Source organism: Caulobacter sp. FWC26 (assembly GCF_002742645.2).
GTDB lineage: Bacteria > Pseudomonadota > Alphaproteobacteria > Caulobacterales > Caulobacteraceae > Caulobacter.
This window is the reverse complement of sequence record NZ_CP033875.1, coordinates 3,595,005-3,609,802: the sequence shown is the minus strand read 5'-3', so window position 1 is coordinate 3,609,802 and position 14,798 is coordinate 3,595,005. Positions and strand designations below refer to the sequence as shown.

Here is a 14,798-nt window from a genome sequence, read left to right as displayed (position 1 = left end):
GCCTCGGTGGCGGGAGATGCCAAGAGGTGCTTGTTCGCGCCCCTTCGCAAATACTTTGTGTCATCCCGGCTCTCCGCTACGCAGCGGCCGGGATGACACGAAAAAGGAACCGCTAGACCAGCTCCACCGCCATCGCCGTGGCTTCGCCGCCGCCGATGCAGAGCGAGGCCAGTCCCTTCTTGCCGCCGCGCGACTGCAGGGCCGCGATCAGGGTGCAGAGGATGCGCGCGCCCGAGGCGCCGATGGGGTGGCCCAGCGCGCAGGCGCCGCCGTTGACGTTGAGCTTGTCATCCGGGATGCCCAGCTCCTTCTGGGCGATCATGGCCACGACCGCGAAGGCCTCGTTGACCTCGAACAGGTCGACGTCGGCGACATCCCAGCCGGCCTTCTTCAGGGCCTTCTGCATGGCCGGCACCGGGGCGGTGGTGAAGAGACCCGGCTCGTGGGCGTGGGCGGCGTGGCTGACCACCTTGGCGACGATCGGCAGGCCCAGCGCCTTGGCGACGCTCTCACGGGTCATGACCAGGGCCGCGGCCCCGTCGCTGATCGAGCTGGAGTTGGCCGCCGTGATCCCGCCGTCGCGGCTGAAGGCCGGGCGCAGGGTCGGGATCTTGGCCGGGTCGGCCTTGCCGGGCTGCTCGTCGGTGTCGACGATCTCGGTTCCCTTGCGAGTGACCACGCTGACCGGGGTGATCTCGGCCTTGAACGCGCCGCTCTCGACCGCCGCCTTGGCTTTCATCAGGCCACGCGTGGCGTAGTCGTCCATCGCCTCGCGGGTGAACTGGTAGGTCTGGGCGCTGTCCTCGGCGAAGGCGCCCATCAGCTTGCCGGGGGTGTAGGCGTCTTCCAGGCCGTCCAGGTACATGGAGTCCCAGATCTGGTCGTGGCCGATGCGGGCGCCGCCGCGGTGCTTGGCCATCAGGTAGGGCGCGCCCGTCATGCTCTCCATGCCGCCGGCCACCACGACGTCGACGCTGCCGGCCGCCAGGGCGTCATGGGCCATGATCGCGGCCTGCATGCCGCTGCCGCACATCTTGTTGACCGTGGTGGCCTCGACCGAGAGGGGCAGGCCCGCGCCCAGCGCCGCCTGGCGGGCCGGGGCCTGGCCAAGGCCGGCGGGCAGCACGCAGCCCATGATGATCTGCTCGACCTTGTCGCCCGCGACGCCGGCGCGCTCGATCGCGGCCTTGACCGCCGTCGCGCCCAGGTCAGTGGCCTTCACCCCGCCCAGCGCGCCCTGAAAGCCCCCCATCGGCGTGCGGGCGTAGGAGACGATGACGACGGGATCGGCGGCGGACATGGATCAAGCTCCCTGAAGGTCTTTTGGGGCGGGATAGGCTCTCATCGCGTCTGTTCGTGCAAGGGGGTTGCGGAAACGTGATGTGAAAGGGGCGAGCGGCGCCGCCGGAAAAGCGAGCCGCTCGCCAGGTGGCAATGAACCGAGAGAGTCAATTGCGAAAAAAAACCTACGCCGGTTCATCTTCAAACGCAACGCTCTCTTGCTTTCCCTCGCGGAACGCCGCACCTTCGCGCCATGGGCCGTACAGCTGACTACACGAACGAACGTTGCTCGGTCGCCGCCACCCTCGAAGTCGTCGGCGATCCCTGGACCCTGCTGATCCTGCGGGACGCCTTCGCTGGGGTGAAGCGCTTCGAGCAGTGGCAGGAGCGCCTGGGCGTGGCCCGCAACGTCCTGGCCGCGCGTCTGAAGAGCCTGGTCGGGCATGGCGTGATGGAGACCCGGCGCTATTCCGAGCGTCCGCCGCGCCACGAGTACTGGCTGACGGAGAAGGGCCTGGCGCTGTCGCCGGTGCTGCTGACGATGGCCGAATGGGGAGACCGCCACGTCTATGGCCGCGACAAGTCGCCGGTGCTGTTCCGGCACAAGACCTGCGGCTGCGCCTTCCATCCGGTGCTGGCCTGCGAGGCTTGCGGCCAGGTCGCGGATCGCCGCGAGCTGGAACGCGCCGGACCGCAGGACCTCACCGCGCCTACCGTTGGCGAGGCGCTGGACGCGGTGAAGATCGCGGCCGAATAGGCGCCGGTCTGCGACAATCCGTCGCCCGCCTTGCGCGGACCGGATTTGGGAAGACTTCACCGTTCTCCGACCATGGTCCGGCGCATGTCCGGCGCTTCCACCCTCGTCCAGCGGTTCACGAGTCTCTTCATCATCCAGCGCGACCAGCCTGAACTGGTCATCGCTCAGGCGCGCGCGCTCTCCTGGCAGGTGCCGCTGATGTACGTGGTGGTGCTGGGTAACGCCTACGCCCTCGCCGCCAGCCATCTCGGTGTCGCGCCGCTGTGGCTCAACATGGGCTTGCCCACTGTTCTTACCGTAGTCTGCGCGATCCGAAGCGTCGGCTGGCTGAGGATCGGCGGCGAGGACGTCGACCCGGATCAAGCCGCTCGGATGCTGTCGAGCACCTTGAAAACCTCGGGCGTCCTGGCCGCCCTGTTCGCGGGATGGTCACTGTCGCTCTATCCCTATGGCGACGCCTACCAGAGGGGCCACGTGGCCTTCTATATGGCCATCACCGTCATCGCCTGCATCTTCTGCCTTATGCACCTGCGCGGCGCGGCCATCCTGGTCACGGTGATCGTACTGGGCTCGATGGTCGCGTTCTTCGCCACGACGGGAGAGCCTGTGTTCCGGGCGATGGCGGCCAATATCGTCGTGGTCTCGGCGGTGATGATCGTCATCCTGCTGACTCAGTACCGCGAATTCGCCGACCTCGTGCGGTCGCGGGTCTCCCTGCTGCAGAAGGCCGAGGAAGCACGCCGACTCAGTGACGAAAATGACCGCCTCGCCAATCTGGACAGCCTGACCGAGCTGCCCAATCGTCGCCGCTACTTCGCCGAGCTGGATGCGCGCGTGAACGCCGCCCGTCAGTCGGGAGGCGGCTTCGTGGTCGGGGTGATCGATCTGGACGACTTCAAGCCGATCAACGACGCCTTCGGCCACGCCACGGGCGATCGCCTGCTGACGGAAGTCGGCCGGCGTCTGACCGGGTTCGACGGTCCGCCCCTGCTGGCGGCGCGGCTGGGCGGCGACGAGTTCGGCCTGATCATAGACGCTGTGCTGGAGCCTGACGCGCTGCGCAAGCTGGGTCGCGATCTGTGCGCGACGTTGAACGCGACCTACGACCTGCGCGGGGTCCGCGCCCAGGTCGGCGCCTCGATCGGCTTCTGTCCGTTCCCCAGCGGCGGCGAGACCAGCGAGCAGCTGTTCGAGCGAGCCGACTACGCCCTCTATCACGCCAAGCAGAGCATCAAGGGCACGGCCGTGGTGTTCGACGAGCGCCACGAAGCGGCGATCCGCGACATGGCGGTGGTCGAACATTCGCTGCGCCATGCCGATCTCGAAAGCGAGATGAGCGTCCATTTCCAGCCCCTGGTCGATATCGTCGGGCAGCGGACGGTGGCGCTGGAAGCGCTGGCGCGCTGGACCAGCCCGGAGATCGGCCCGATCAGCCCCGACGTCTTCATCCGGGCCGCCGAGCGCTCGGGCCAGATCGTCGAGATCACGCGTCTGCTGCTCGCCAAGGCGCTGCGCGAAATGCGCGCCTGGCCGATGGACGTGCGGGTGTCGGTCAACCTATCGGCCCGCGACATCGCCTCGATGGAAAACGTCCGGCGGCTGCTCGACATCGTCCGCGACAGCTGCATCGCGCCGCACCGCATCGATTTCGAGATCACCGAGACCGCCATCGTCTGCGACTTCGACCAGGCCCGCGACGCGCTGGCCGCCTTCCACGCTCTAGGCGTTCGCACGGCGCTGGACGACTTCGGCACCGGCCACTCCAGCCTCAGCCACCTGCGGCTGTTGCCGCTGGACAAGCTGAAGATCGACGCCAGTTTCGTCTCGGACATCGAGCACAATCCCGCCAGCGAGGACATCGTTCGCACGGTGCTGCAGTTGGGCCGCAACCTGCGCATGGAATGCGTGATCGAAGGCGTCGAGACCGAGGCCCAACGCGACCGGGTGGCGGCGCTGGGCGCGACGGTCATGCAGGGCTATCACTTCGCCAGACCGATGCCGGCCGAGACCGTGCCCGGCTACTTGACCGGCGAGGCGGTGTCGGCCGCGCGCCGCCGACACGCCCGCGCGACGGATGCTGCGGAATGGGAGGGGGACCCCCGCCGCGAGGCCGGCTGAAACGACAGTCGGTTAGGCGGGCTTAAGGTCCATGGTTCGTGTCGTGCCGGCGATGAAGCCGCCGCCCAGCACCCGCTCGGGATCGGCCGGGTCGTAGAGCACGCAGGCCTGGCCCGGCGCGACGCCTTCCTCGGCGCCGTCGAACACGACCGAAAGCGCGCCGTCGACCATCGCCAGACGCCCCGGGACCGGCTCACGGGTCGAGCGCACGCGGGCCAGCACCCGCTGCCCGTCCTCGGCGGCGGCCTCCAGGCTGTCGTGGCCGCCCAGCCAGTTGGCTTCTTTCAGGGTGAGCGCGGCGGTCAGCAGGGCCTCGCGCGGGCCGACGATGACCTGACGCCTGTCGGCGTCGATCCTGACCACGAAGAGAGGATCGCCGACCGCGATGTTCAGGCCTCGGCGTTGGCCGATGGTGTAGCGGGTCACGCCCTCGTGGCGGCCCAGCACGCGGCCGTCCAGGTGCACGATGTCGCCGGCCTCCGCGCCCTGCGGGCGGATGCGGTCGATGACGGTGGTGTACTTGCCCTCGGGGACGAAGCAGATGTCCTGGCTATCGGGCTTGTCGGCAATGGCCAGGCCAAGGCCCGCCGCGACGGCGCGCACGGTCGGCTTGTCCATGCCGCCCAGCGGGAATCGAAGGAAGTCCAGCTGCTCGCGCGTCGTGGCGAACAGGAAATAGCTCTGGTCCTTGGCCGGATCAGCGGCGCGGCGCAGCTGCGGACGGTTGGCGCCGGCCGGCATGCCGCGCTGGACGTAGTGGCCGGTGGCCATCGCCTCGGCGCCCAGGTCGCGGGCCACGTCCAGAAGGTCGCGGAACTTGACCGTCTGGTTGCAGCGCACGCACGGGATCGGCGTCTCGCCGCGCAGATAGGCGTCGGCGAAGTCCTCGATGACCTGCTCGCGAAAGCGGCTCTCGTAGTCGAGCACATAGTGCGGGATGCCGATGCGCTCGGCGGCCATGCGCGCGTCCAGAATATCTTGGCCAGCGCAGCAGGCGCCCTTGCGCGAGATCGCCGCGCCGTGGTCGTAGAGCTGCAGGGTGACGCCGACGACGTCATAGCCGGCGCGCGCCAGCAGGGCGGCGGTGACCGTCGAGTCGACCCCGCCTGACATCGCCGCGACGATCCGGGCGCCCTCCGGCAGGCCGACGGCGGCGCGCGCCTGCTCGACCGCGCGCGCGATCAGCGTGTCGGAGTCCGGGGCGAGGGTCGTATTGATCGAGGCCAAGTCCATCGCCGCCATATAGCGGTTCGACCCGGATTTTGCGAGGCGAGGGCTACAGTAAGGCCGGCTGATGCGCCGGCCGCAGGTCCAGTTGGTCCAGCAGGCGCGGGATCCGCTTCTTCAGGCCAAAGAAGCCGCCGCGACCGTACGGCCAGGTCAAGGCGTCATAGGCGCGGGCGATAGGCTTCAAGACGAGGCCCCGTCCGGCCAGAGCGGGCGCCAGGGCGTCCAGCCGATCCCGTGTCGGTCCGATCGCGGCGTAGGGGGTGACAAGGGTCTTGGTTCCCGCGACCGAGGCGGCGTCCGCCAGGGCTTGGGCGTTCAGCGGGCCGCGCCGGACAGGCGTCTGCGGAAAGGCGGCGGCGAGGCGCGCGGCGGCGTCGTCCAGAGCCTGGCCGGCGAAGTCCTGAACGCGGTTGGAGCGAGGCTGGCCGTCGATCTCCACGGCGTCGACGACATGGATCGCCCGCGCGCCGTCGCCCGGCAGAAAGCTTTCAGGATGCAGGTCCTCCTCGGTGACGAGCAGCACGAAGGGGCCTTGCGGAACGACGCGGTCCAGAACCGGCGCGGCCCACGGCTCGATGAACGGCGGCTCTTCCAGCGACGGGGCGTCCGCCGCGAGGCTGCGGGGCTCAAAGCGTCCGCCGGTATAGCGCGCGATGTTGTCGGCTCGCGCCAGATAGGTCTTGCCGGGCGTGTGCAGGCCCACGACCCAGCGCCAGGACAGGGTGTTGGCGGCCGGGTCGCCATCCAGCAGCCGCGCGTACATGAAGGCTGCGCCCAGCGCCCAGGGCAGTTGCAGGGTGTGGGTCCAGATCGAGGCGAACCACATGCGGGCGTGGTTGTGCAAATAGCCGGTCGCCTCCAGTTCAGCGACCCAGGCGTCGAAGGCGTCTATCCCGGTGCGACCCGAAACCGCCTCGGCGTAACGGCGAGCCAGAGCGTCGTCGCGATCGAGCGCCGTCTGGCCTTGGGCGAGCGACGCGCGGTAGCGGGTCCAGATCTCAGGCTGGCCCTCCAGGCGACCCTTGAAGTGGGCGCGCCACAACACCTCGTCGATGAACTTCTCGGCTGTCGTCTCGTCGTGGCGAGCCAGAACGCGCGCCAGCACCTCGCGCTCGGTCACCAGGCGTCGGCGCAGATAGGGCGACAGGCCGGAGACGGTAGGCGCTTCGACCGCGTGGTTGCGCCGCGCGGCGTAGGCGCGGCCCGCGTGCGGCAGAAAGGCGTCCAGGCGCGCCAAGGCGGCGTCGCGCGTCGCGGTCCAGGTCGAGAAGGGCCCGTTCATGTCTCCGCTTACGGCCAGGCGGGCCGGGCGGATGCGGCCCTACTTCAGAACGTTCAGCAGCGACGAGGCCTGCAGGCTGGTGAACACCTGAGCCGAGGCCTGCACCGCCAGCTTGGCGGCCTCCAGGCGCGTGATAGCCTCGGCCATGTCGACGTCGGTGATGCCGCCGACCATGGTGGTCAGGGTGTCGGCCTGGTTGGACAGGTCGGTTTCGGCGGCCTCGAAGCGCTTCTGGTTGACGCCGTTCTTGCCCTGGATGTCGATCACCGACTTGTAGGCGCCTTCGAAGGTCGACAGCAGGCCCTTTAGGAAGGTGACCTGGGTGTCGTTCAGGTTGCCGGTGAAGGCGCCGTTGGCGTCGACATAGGCCTGGATCTGCTTGAAGGCGTCGAAGGTGGGCGTTCCCAGCGCGTCCCCCAGGACGCCGGTCTTGGCGTTGGTCTGTTCGTCCACGCGGTTGGTCGTGATGTACTGGTCGTTCTGAAACAGCGACGCGGTGGAGGGCGCTGCGGTCAGATCGGCCATACTGCTGGCGGTGGTGGTCGCCGTCGAGGTCTGGGCTCCGGAGAACACGTAGAGCCCGTTGGACTTGGTGTTGACGCCCTGAACGACCTCGCCGAACGCGGCCTGCAACTGCTGCATCAAGGTGGTGGCGTTGCCGGCGGCCAGGGCGTTGGCGATGGCCTCGCGCGCCTTCTTGGTGCCCTCGGCCACGCGCTCGATGCCGGTGTTCTGCATTTCGAGCCGGTTATTGACCAGCTTGGTCTGGTCGAGCAGGCCGTTGATCTTGGTCTGGGTGCTGCGCATGGCCGTCAGCACCTCGGCGTTCTTGGCGTAGCCGCGCAGGTCGGTGGCGACCTTCTGGCTGGCGACCTGGCCGCCGACCTCATTCTGGCGGATCTGCGCCTTCATGAGGTTGGACGTCATGATGTTGTAGTTCTGGATGGTCGAGACGCGGGTCATCGCTTACCCCAGGATTCCGGTGAGCACATCGAACATGTCCTTGGTGGCCTGGATCAGGCGCGCCGAGGCGTTGAAGGCCTGCTGGTAGGTGGTCAGGTTGATCAGTTCTTCGTCGAGGTTGACGCCTTCCTTCGACTGGCGCTGGCTGTCGACCTCGCCGGAAACGGCGGCGGCGGCGTCCTTGCGGCTTTCGGCCGTGGCGGCCTTACGACCGATGGAGCCGCCGAAGTCGGCGGCGTAGCGCGCCACCGACATGGTCACCGAAGCCGTGTCGCCGGCCACACCAAAGGTGGTCACGCTCTCGCCGGCATTGGCCAGCGCCAGAGCGCCGCGCCCGTCGCCGATCGCCAGAGCCGCCTTGCCGCCCACGGTCTGGGTCAGGTCCAGCTTGGCGAACGGCAGGAGCTTCGGGTTCTGGTCCATCGCCGTGTTGACGAAGAACTTCTCGCCCCGCGTGCTGCGTTCGGCGGGGCCGATGCCGAACAGCTGGCTGGCCGAAGGTCCGCCGACGCCGCGCTCGGTATTGTCGGCCACGACCGACATCGTCACCGGCGTATTCGAGTTGGACGTGAAGTTGATCTGTCCCTTGGCGTTCATCGTGAACTGCCCATAGAGACCCACGCCCGAACTGCGCGAGTTCAGCGCGTCCAGCATATCCTGCATCGTGCCGCCCACTGGGGGCGTGATCGGCACGTCGCGGATCCGTCCGCCCTCGACATCGGTGAGGCGGATGGTCAGCGAGCCGCTGGTGAAGCCGTTCGGATCGGCCGCCGTCAGGCCGGTCTCATACGGCGAATAGCCCTTGGTCCGGACGATGTCGTTCAGGCCGAAATAGTGGCTGAAGCCCTTGCCGGTCTTGCTGGAGGGCGTCGTGGCGTCGTCGGCGATCGCCACGCCCAGTCCGCCGACGCCGCTGATGCTGAGCGCGCCGTTCGAGAAGCCGGCTGCGCCCTGGCCGCCGAGGGCGGTGTTGAGCTGGGCCATGAAGTTGGCCGGTGTGAAGGCCGGACCCGCCGCGCCGTTGACCGTCATCGAACCGGTGTCGAAGTCGATGTCGATCCGCCGCTGGATCACGCCGCTGGAGTCGGTCAGGGCGATGGTGGTCTTGCCGGTGAAGCCCGTCATCGCCGCCTGGGCGTCCAGACCGGTGTTGCGGCCGCTCAGGCTGGTCGGCGCGGGGACCGCCGAGGCGGCGTTGGCGGCGCGGTTGATCTCCTCGGTCGCGCGCGAGGTGAACTCGCCAAGCTGATCGGACAGATTGACCAGGTCGAGATTGCGCACGTCCATCAGACCGCGGATCTCGCCGCTCGAGATGTTCAACGGCGTAGGGTATTCCGAGCCATTGGCGAGCTGGACGGTCAGGTAGCCTGTCGCTGTAGCCGATGTCTGGTAGGTCACCTTGGCCGCGCCGTCGCCGGCCAGGTTGAGACCCTCGGTCGACCGCACCACGACGCCGCCCAGCGAGCGCGGAGAGACCTGCACGTTCATCAGCTTGGAGAGCTCGTCGACCAGCCCCCCCTGCACATTCTCGGCGCCGGTCGCGTCGGCCCCCGCGACCTTGGCGCGGGTGATGTCGTTGTTGAGGGCGTCGATCTGGCTGAGCAGGTCGTTGACCCGTCCGACATTGGCCGCGATCCGCGTGTCGGCGTCCTTGCCCAGCTTTGACAGCGAAGACGTGATCCGCGCGGACTCGCTGAGAAAGTCGTCCAGACGCGTCAGGGCCTGGGTACGCAGCAGGCTGGACGACGGGTCGTCCTGCGCCGACGAGAACGCGGCGTAGACGTCGTCGAGCACCGTGAAGAAGCCCGTCTTGCCGCTGGGGTCGCCGAACAACTGCTGGGCGCTGTTGAGCGTGCTGGCCACGATTGCGGCGCGGCCGCTTTCCGAGGCGGCGTTCAGGCTGGCCGACTGCAGGAACCGGTCGGTGGCGCGCTTGATGGCGTCGATGCTGACGCCCACGCCCATGCCGTTGGACAGCAGGTTCGACTGGCTGACCGTCTTGCGGACGTAGCCGGTGGTGTTGACGTTGGCGATGTTGTCCGATGTGACGCGCAGACCCGTCTGCGCGGCCATCATGCCGGACGTCGCCGTGCTCATGATCGCGTTGAGCGACATGGATCAGGCCTCCTTCGGCTCGGCAAACCGCGCAACGCACGACGCGCCCTTGCCCGGCGAAACTTGCCGGGTCGCGGTGGGGGTGGCCCCCTGTTGATGTGCCAAGCCATTGAAATTCATGGCGATATGTTCCGGCTGCCGGAAATTCGACGAGATGTCTTCCGCAAGGACGGCGCCAACCGGGAGCGCGACCCGGCGACGCGGCAACTCCCGTCCTTCGCGGCGGCGCGAACTCGGCAAAAAGCGCCGCGTCCGGCGCATTTTTCTTCGTAAACAAGGCATTAAAGTCAATGAAAACAGTGGCTTGACTGATCTTCTACGAGTTGGCCCGACCGTTGCTGAGGAGGCGGCGAAGGCGTGTCCGTCATGGAGCGCCGCCAACCGAGCAACGACTGCGAATGACCGCGATCGCCGCACCCACCGCCGCTCTTCCCGCCGCGCCGACCCAGGCCGGCGGCGCCAAGGCGACCGCCGACGGCTTCGACGCCCTGCTGGCCATAGCCGGCCGGTCGGACAGCGCGCCTGTCGCACCGCGTTCGACGGCCGACCGCTCGGAAAGCAAGGCGAGCGACCGCGACGACGACCGCGACACGAAGGCCGCCGACAAGCCGGCCAAGGCGAAGGCCGCGTCCGACACCCGCTCGACCGACGCCGCCGACAAGGCCCGCGATGCGCGGGCCGCCGCCGCCGACAAGGCCGGCGAGGCGCGAGACGACCGCGCCGAGACCGTGTCAGACGCAGGCGACAAGCGTGACGCCGACGGCTCCCAGACCGCTCAGGCCGACGCGCCGAGCGATGAGGAGGTTTCGACCGACACCCGTGGGGCGGAGGCTCAGGCGGCCGCGACCCTCATCGCCGCCATGACGGCCCCGTCGACGCCGGTGACAGAGGTCGCGAGCGCCGTTGAGGCCCAGAGCACGGTCCAGGCTGAAGGCTCCGCCGCTGTCGCGGCCTCCACGACGGCGATGACCGCAGAGACGCCGGCGGCGTTGACCGCCCCGCTCGCCGCCAGCCCCGTCGATGCGGCGCCGGCCGCCGCGCCGCTGGCCTCCCAGGTTGCGGACACCAACCCGCAGGTCGTGGCCGCCGCTCCGACGGCGTCCACGCCGGAGACGGCGGAAGCCGCCGCCGCGATCCCGGCGCCGGTCTCCGACCTCGCGGCCGCACCGTCAGCCGACACCGCCGCCGTCCCTGCGACCCAGACCCAGCCGTCCGCCGTGCTGGAGGCGCTGGCCCAGCTGTCGACCGAGCAAGCCACGCCGATCTCGCAGGGCGCGCCGACCTCGACGCCTGTCCGTCCGGCCGCCAACGCCGCCGAAACGGTGGCGACGCCGCAGCCGGATCCGTCGACCGGTGTCGCCCAGCCGACCGAGGCTCAAGCCCCAGTCCAAGTCGTTTCGCCCACGGCCACGGCCTCGACGACGACCGTCGCCGCCGACACGACGGCGACGGCCAAGGCGTCGCCTGACATCACCGTCGCCGCCGAGGCGGCGTCCGCCGCCGTCGCCACGGCGTCAGAGACCAAGGGCGACTCCAAGACCGTCGAGAGCGCCAAGCCCGCGTCGCCCGCCGCCGCAGTTGCGCTCGAGGGCGCTGTCGCCGTTGAAACCGCCGAGGCCGTCACGGCCGCCGGCGCGGCTACGACGGGCGGCGAGACCGGCGCCCAGAACACCGGAACCGAGGCGGGCGCTGACAAGGGCGCCGCCCTGACGACGGTCGAGGCCCCGGCGTTTGCCGAGGCTAAGGTCGAGACGACGCCGGCGGCGCCCGCCGCGCCGGTGCTCCAGGCCGCCGCCACCGCGACGTCGAGCGCGGCGTCGGCGCCGGTCCGGGGTTCGCCCGAGACCGTGGCGACCCTGTCGGCCGAGATCGTCAAGAAGGCCGACGCCAAGACCACCCGTTTCGACGTCGCCCTGACGCCGGAAGGCCTGGGCAAGGTCGACGTGCGGATCGAGATCGGCCGCGACGGCGCGCTGACCGCGTCGATGCGCTTCGACACCGTTCACGCCGCCCAGGAACTGCGCGGCAAGGCCCATGAGCTGCGCCAGGCCCTGGCCGACGCCGGCTTCAACGTCGCCGACAATGCTCTGAGTTTCGACGTCTCCAGTCAGGGCGGACAGAGCCAGAACCCGTTCTTCGCCTTCGAAGGCTGGGGCGACCAGGGACAACGCGCCTTCCCGGGGCGCGCCTTTCAGGCCGCTCTCACCGGCGAGGAAGACATCACCATCACCCCCGAACTGCTGCCCGGCCTGAAAACCGTCGCCGACAGCGGTCTGGACATCCGGATCTAGGAGAGACCGACATGGCCACCGCCGTATCGTCGCAAAACACCGCCTCGGTCCTTGACCGGATCAACAATTCCCGGACGTCGCTGACGACGAACAAGGAGACCTTCCTGAAGCTGCTGACCACGCAGCTGAAGAACCAGGATCCCCTGTCGCCGACCGACACGACCCAGATGACGCAGCAGATCACGCAGATGACCGGCGTGGAGCAGCAGCTGGTGACCAACGATCTTCTGGCCGCGCTCGTGGGCATGAATTCGGGCACGGGCCTGTCTGAAGGCGTGTCGATGATCGGCAAGCAGGTCAGCGCCATTACCGACAACTCGACCCTGAAGAACGGCAAGGCGACCTTCTCCTGGACCCAGCCGGGCGCGTCGACCTCGCTGAAGGTCGAGATCAAGAACGCCGCCGGCAAGGTGGTGCGGACCTTGGTCCCGGACGACCAGAAGAGCGGCGACCACACCATCACCTGGGATGGCAAGGACGACGCCGGCGCCCAGCTGCCCGACGGTGGCGTCTACACCATCGCCGTCACCGCCAAGGGCGGCGACGGCAAGGAGCTGAAGGTGACCAACATCAAGGGCCGCGCCGAAGGCGTGGTCTCGGCGGTCGACAACGCCACCGGCCAGCCGATGGTGGTTGTCGACGGCAAGACCATCCCTGTCGACAACGTCGTCGGCATCAAGGCCGCGGCCTAGCCCCCATTCACAGGTCCTGGCGGCCTGAACCCCCAATCGACCGGGCGTCAGAATGACGCCGACGCGGTCCCCGGAAGACGGTCTTCCTGCGGATCCAAACGCAAACAGCGCTGAACCCTCGACCCCCTTTTTGAGCAGGAATTCAGTCATGAGCATCAACAGCGCCATGCTCGCCGGCGTCTCTGGCCTGATCGCGAATTCGTCGGCCTTGGCCGCGATCTCGGACAACATCGCCAACGTCAACACCGTCGGCTTCAAGCGTTCGACCTCCAACTTCTCGACCCTGGTGACCTCGGGCACCAAGAGCCAGGCCTACAGCGCCGGCGGCGTGAAGGCGCAGACGCACCAGTTCATCAGCCAGCAAGGCCTGACTCAGTCGACGACCTCGAACCTTGACCTGTCGATCTCGGGTTCTGGCTTCTTCGTGACGACCGAGAAGCCGGAAAACCTGACGGCGGCCGACACCCGCTCCTTCACGCGCGCGGGCTCGTTCCAGCTGGACAGCCTGGGCTACCTGCGCAACGACGCGGGTCTCTATCTGCAAGGCTGGCTGGCCGATCCGGTCAGCGGCACGATCACGCCCGACCCGTCCGATCTGACGCAGCTGTCGTCGATCAACGTTGGCAGCGTCGGCGGCACCGCCGAGAAGACCACCCGCGTGGGCGTCAACGCCAACCTGCGCTCCGAACAGCCGGTGGCGGCCGCCGTCTCCTACAAGGTCGGCACGGCGGGCGCGGCGTCGTTCACCAATGTCGCCACGACCCCGGCGACGACCGCTCGGTCCTACGACGTGATCTACAGCTCGACCGGCGTGGCCAATCCAGCCGCCTCGGGCAACAACGAATACAAGGTCGAGATCAAGGAAAACGGCGTCGTCATCGCCTCCGGCGTGGTCGGTTATGACGCGACCACCGGCAATATCGCCACATCGGACCTGAAGCCGAAGGGCGCGGCTGCCGGCAACGGCACGATCACCGACGTCGATATCGACACCGCCGCGACGCCGACCACCGTGTCGCTGGCCGACCTCGGTATCGACACCGACGCCGACGCCAAGCTCGGCAAGCTCTATGATCCTTCAACCTGGTCGATGTCGGACTACGCCAAGGACACCTCGAAGGGCGTGAAGCCGGACTTCGAGATCCAGATTCCGCTGTCGGACTCCAAGGGCGGCCAGCGCACCGTGACGCTGTCTCTGCTGAAGGCGCCGGGGCCGAACCAGTGGTACGCCGAACTGCGCGCCAAGCCGGGCGACCTGGCCAACAACGCCAACGGCCAGATCAGCACGGGCATCATCGAGTTCACCACCGACGGTAAGCTGAAGAGCACTGGCGGGTTGTTCGGCACCACCAGCCCGACGGCGATCACGATCAAGAACTCCGGTTACGTCGCTCCGACGGTCACGCCGCCGGCCGTGCAGCCGCCGGCTCCGCCGACCTGGGCCGACGGTCTGGGCATCGACACGCAAGAGGTCCAGATCGACCTCGCCAACGCCGCCGGCGGCCTGACCCAATACAACAGCCAGTCGGTCGTGCAGTCGGTGAACACCAACGGTACGGCGTTCGGCAACCTGACCAACATCGAGGTCGACGAGGACGGCTATGTCTCGGCCATCTTCGACAACGGCGTCACCCGCCGGATCGCGCAGGTCGCCATCGCCACCTTCTCGAACCCCAACGGCCTGAAGGGCGTCAACGGTAACGCCTACCGCGTGACCAACGAGAGCGGCACCTACAGCCTGAAGGCTCCTGGCGAGGGCGGGGCGGGCGTGATCGCGCCCTCTACGCTGGAAGCCTCGACCGTTGACCTGTCGCAGGAGTTCACCGGCCTGATCACTACTCAGCGCGCGTACTCGGCTTCGTCGAAGATCATCACGACGGCCGATCAAATGCTTGAGGAGCTGTTGAATATTAAGCGCTAATCATGGGGCTTAACGTTCTTTAATTCTTGTGTTTCAAATTGAAACACTGGGGAGTGCTAGGGAGCCATCTTGTTTAGGCCTTGCTTTACTATCGGAATTAAGCCGCTGTTATTAGGCGGCGCCTATAGTGGCCTTCAACAGTGATGGT

At 68.1% G+C, this 14,798-nt stretch carries 11 protein-coding genes and 1 pseudogene; 6 read left to right on the top strand and 6 right to left on the bottom strand.

Going from position 1 to position 14,798, the window contains the following annotated elements; all coding sequences use genetic code 11:
* Window positions 1-112: 112 nt before the first annotated feature.
* The gene (locus CSW63_RS18725) at window positions 113-1,300 is read right to left on the bottom strand and encodes an acetyl-CoA C-acyltransferase (protein WP_062098680.1); all 1,188 of its coding nucleotides are present in this window, start codon (window positions 1,298-1,300) and stop codon (window positions 113-115) included.
* A gap of 234 nt (window positions 1,301-1,534) precedes the next feature.
* Between CSW63_RS18725 and CSW63_RS18720 the strand changes: the two genes are divergently transcribed.
* Together CSW63_RS18720 and CSW63_RS18715 are read left to right on the top strand one after the other, a co-directional pair.
* Window positions 1,535-2,038, top strand: coding sequence for a helix-turn-helix domain-containing protein (locus CSW63_RS18720; RefSeq protein WP_062098678.1), 504 nt, complete (start codon window positions 1,535-1,537; stop codon window positions 2,036-2,038).
* A gap of 84 nt (window positions 2,039-2,122) precedes the next feature.
* Window positions 2,123-4,156: a bifunctional diguanylate cyclase/phosphodiesterase gene (locus CSW63_RS18715; protein ID WP_062098688.1), complete on the top strand. Its 2,034-nt coding sequence runs from the start codon at window positions 2,123-2,125 to the stop codon at window positions 4,154-4,156.
* A gap of 12 nt (window positions 4,157-4,168) precedes the next feature.
* Here the strand turns inward: CSW63_RS18715 and mnmA are convergent, their stop codons facing one another.
* From mnmA to CSW63_RS18690, 5 genes are read right to left on the bottom strand one after another with little or no spacing between them, the layout of a single operon-like run.
* Window positions 4,169-5,389 carry a tRNA 2-thiouridine(34) synthase MnmA gene (mnmA, locus tag CSW63_RS18710; protein WP_082749674.1) on the bottom strand — a complete coding sequence of 407 codons (1,221 nt, stop codon included), beginning with the start codon at window positions 5,387-5,389 and terminating at the stop codon, window positions 4,169-4,171.
* 43 nt (window positions 5,390-5,432) lie between these two features.
* The gene (locus tag CSW63_RS18705; RefSeq protein WP_062098674.1) at window positions 5,433-6,668 is read right to left on the bottom strand and encodes an FAD-binding domain-containing protein; all 1,236 of its coding nucleotides are present in this window, start codon (window positions 6,666-6,668) and stop codon (window positions 5,433-5,435) included.
* Window positions 6,669-6,707: 39 nt separating this feature from the next.
* Complete coding sequence (locus CSW63_RS18700; RefSeq protein WP_062098665.1) at window positions 6,708-7,631, bottom strand: flagellin; 924 nt, start codon at window positions 7,629-7,631, stop codon at window positions 6,708-6,710.
* A gap of 3 nt (window positions 7,632-7,634) precedes the next feature.
* On the bottom strand, window positions 7,635-9,746 hold the full coding sequence (gene flgK / locus CSW63_RS18695) for a flagellar hook-associated protein FlgK (RefSeq protein ID WP_062098663.1): 2,112 nt from the start codon (window positions 9,744-9,746) through the stop codon (window positions 7,635-7,637).
* 3 nt (window positions 9,747-9,749) lie between these two features.
* A complete protein-coding gene (locus CSW63_RS18690; protein ID WP_127847016.1) occupies window positions 9,750-9,866 on the bottom strand; it encodes a hypothetical protein in 117 nt (38 codons plus the stop codon).
* Here CSW63_RS18690 and CSW63_RS23450 point away from each other — a divergent pair.
* The 4 genes and pseudogenes from CSW63_RS23450 (at window position 9,843) to flgE (ending at window position 14,650) form a co-directional block, all read left to right on the top strand.
* Window positions 9,843-10,019, top strand: coding sequence for a hypothetical protein (locus CSW63_RS23450; RefSeq protein WP_168193582.1), 177 nt, complete (start codon window positions 9,843-9,845; stop codon window positions 10,017-10,019). The genes CSW63_RS18690 and CSW63_RS23450 overlap by 24 nt on opposite strands.
* 1,493 nt (window positions 10,020-11,512) lie before the next feature.
* Window positions 11,513-12,037: pseudogene (locus tag CSW63_RS18685) on the top strand (flagellar hook-length control protein FliK); the annotation flags it as partial.
* Between the two features lie 11 nt (window positions 12,038-12,048).
* Entirely contained in the window at window positions 12,049-12,729 is a 681-nt protein-coding gene (locus tag CSW63_RS18680) for a flagellar hook assembly protein FlgD (protein WP_062098657.1), read from the top strand.
* Between the two features lie 148 nt (window positions 12,730-12,877).
* Window positions 12,878-14,650, top strand: a complete 1,773-nt coding sequence (flgE, locus tag CSW63_RS18675; protein WP_062098654.1) for a flagellar hook protein FlgE — start codon at window positions 12,878-12,880, stop codon at window positions 14,648-14,650.
* The last annotated feature ends 148 nt before the right edge of the window (window positions 14,651-14,798 follow it).

Bases quoted from the DNA above. Each gene is read 5' to 3' on its own strand.
- CSW63_RS18725 (WP_062098680.1), bottom strand. From the start codon at position 1,300: ATGTCCGCCGCCGATCCCGTCGTCATCGTCTCCTACGCCCGCACGCCG.
- CSW63_RS18720 (WP_062098678.1), top strand. From the start codon at position 1,535: ATGGGCCGTACAGCTGACTACACGAACGAACGTTGCTCGGTCGCCGCC.
- CSW63_RS18715 (WP_062098688.1), top strand. From the start codon at position 2,123: ATGTCCGGCGCTTCCACCCTCGTCCAGCGGTTCACGAGTCTCTTCATC.
- mnmA (WP_082749674.1), bottom strand. From the start codon at position 5,389: ATGGACTTGGCCTCGATCAATACGACCCTCGCCCCGGACTCCGACACG.
- CSW63_RS18705 (WP_062098674.1), bottom strand. From the start codon at position 6,668: ATGAACGGGCCCTTCTCGACCTGGACCGCGACGCGCGACGCCGCCTTG.
- CSW63_RS18700 (WP_062098665.1), bottom strand. From the start codon at position 7,631: ATGACCCGCGTCTCGACCATCCAGAACTACAACATCATGACGTCCAAC.
- flgK (WP_062098663.1), bottom strand. From the start codon at position 9,746: ATGTCGCTCAACGCGATCATGAGCACGGCGACGTCCGGCATGATGGCC.
- CSW63_RS23450 (WP_168193582.1), top strand. From the start codon at position 9,843: ATGTGCCAAGCCATTGAAATTCATGGCGATATGTTCCGGCTGCCGGAA.
- CSW63_RS18690 (WP_127847016.1), bottom strand. From the start codon at position 9,866: ATGAATTTCAATGGCTTGGCACATCAACAGGGGGCCACCCCCACCGCG.
- CSW63_RS18680 (WP_062098657.1), top strand. From the start codon at position 12,049: ATGGCCACCGCCGTATCGTCGCAAAACACCGCCTCGGTCCTTGACCGG.
- flgE (WP_062098654.1), top strand. From the start codon at position 12,878: ATGAGCATCAACAGCGCCATGCTCGCCGGCGTCTCTGGCCTGATCGCG.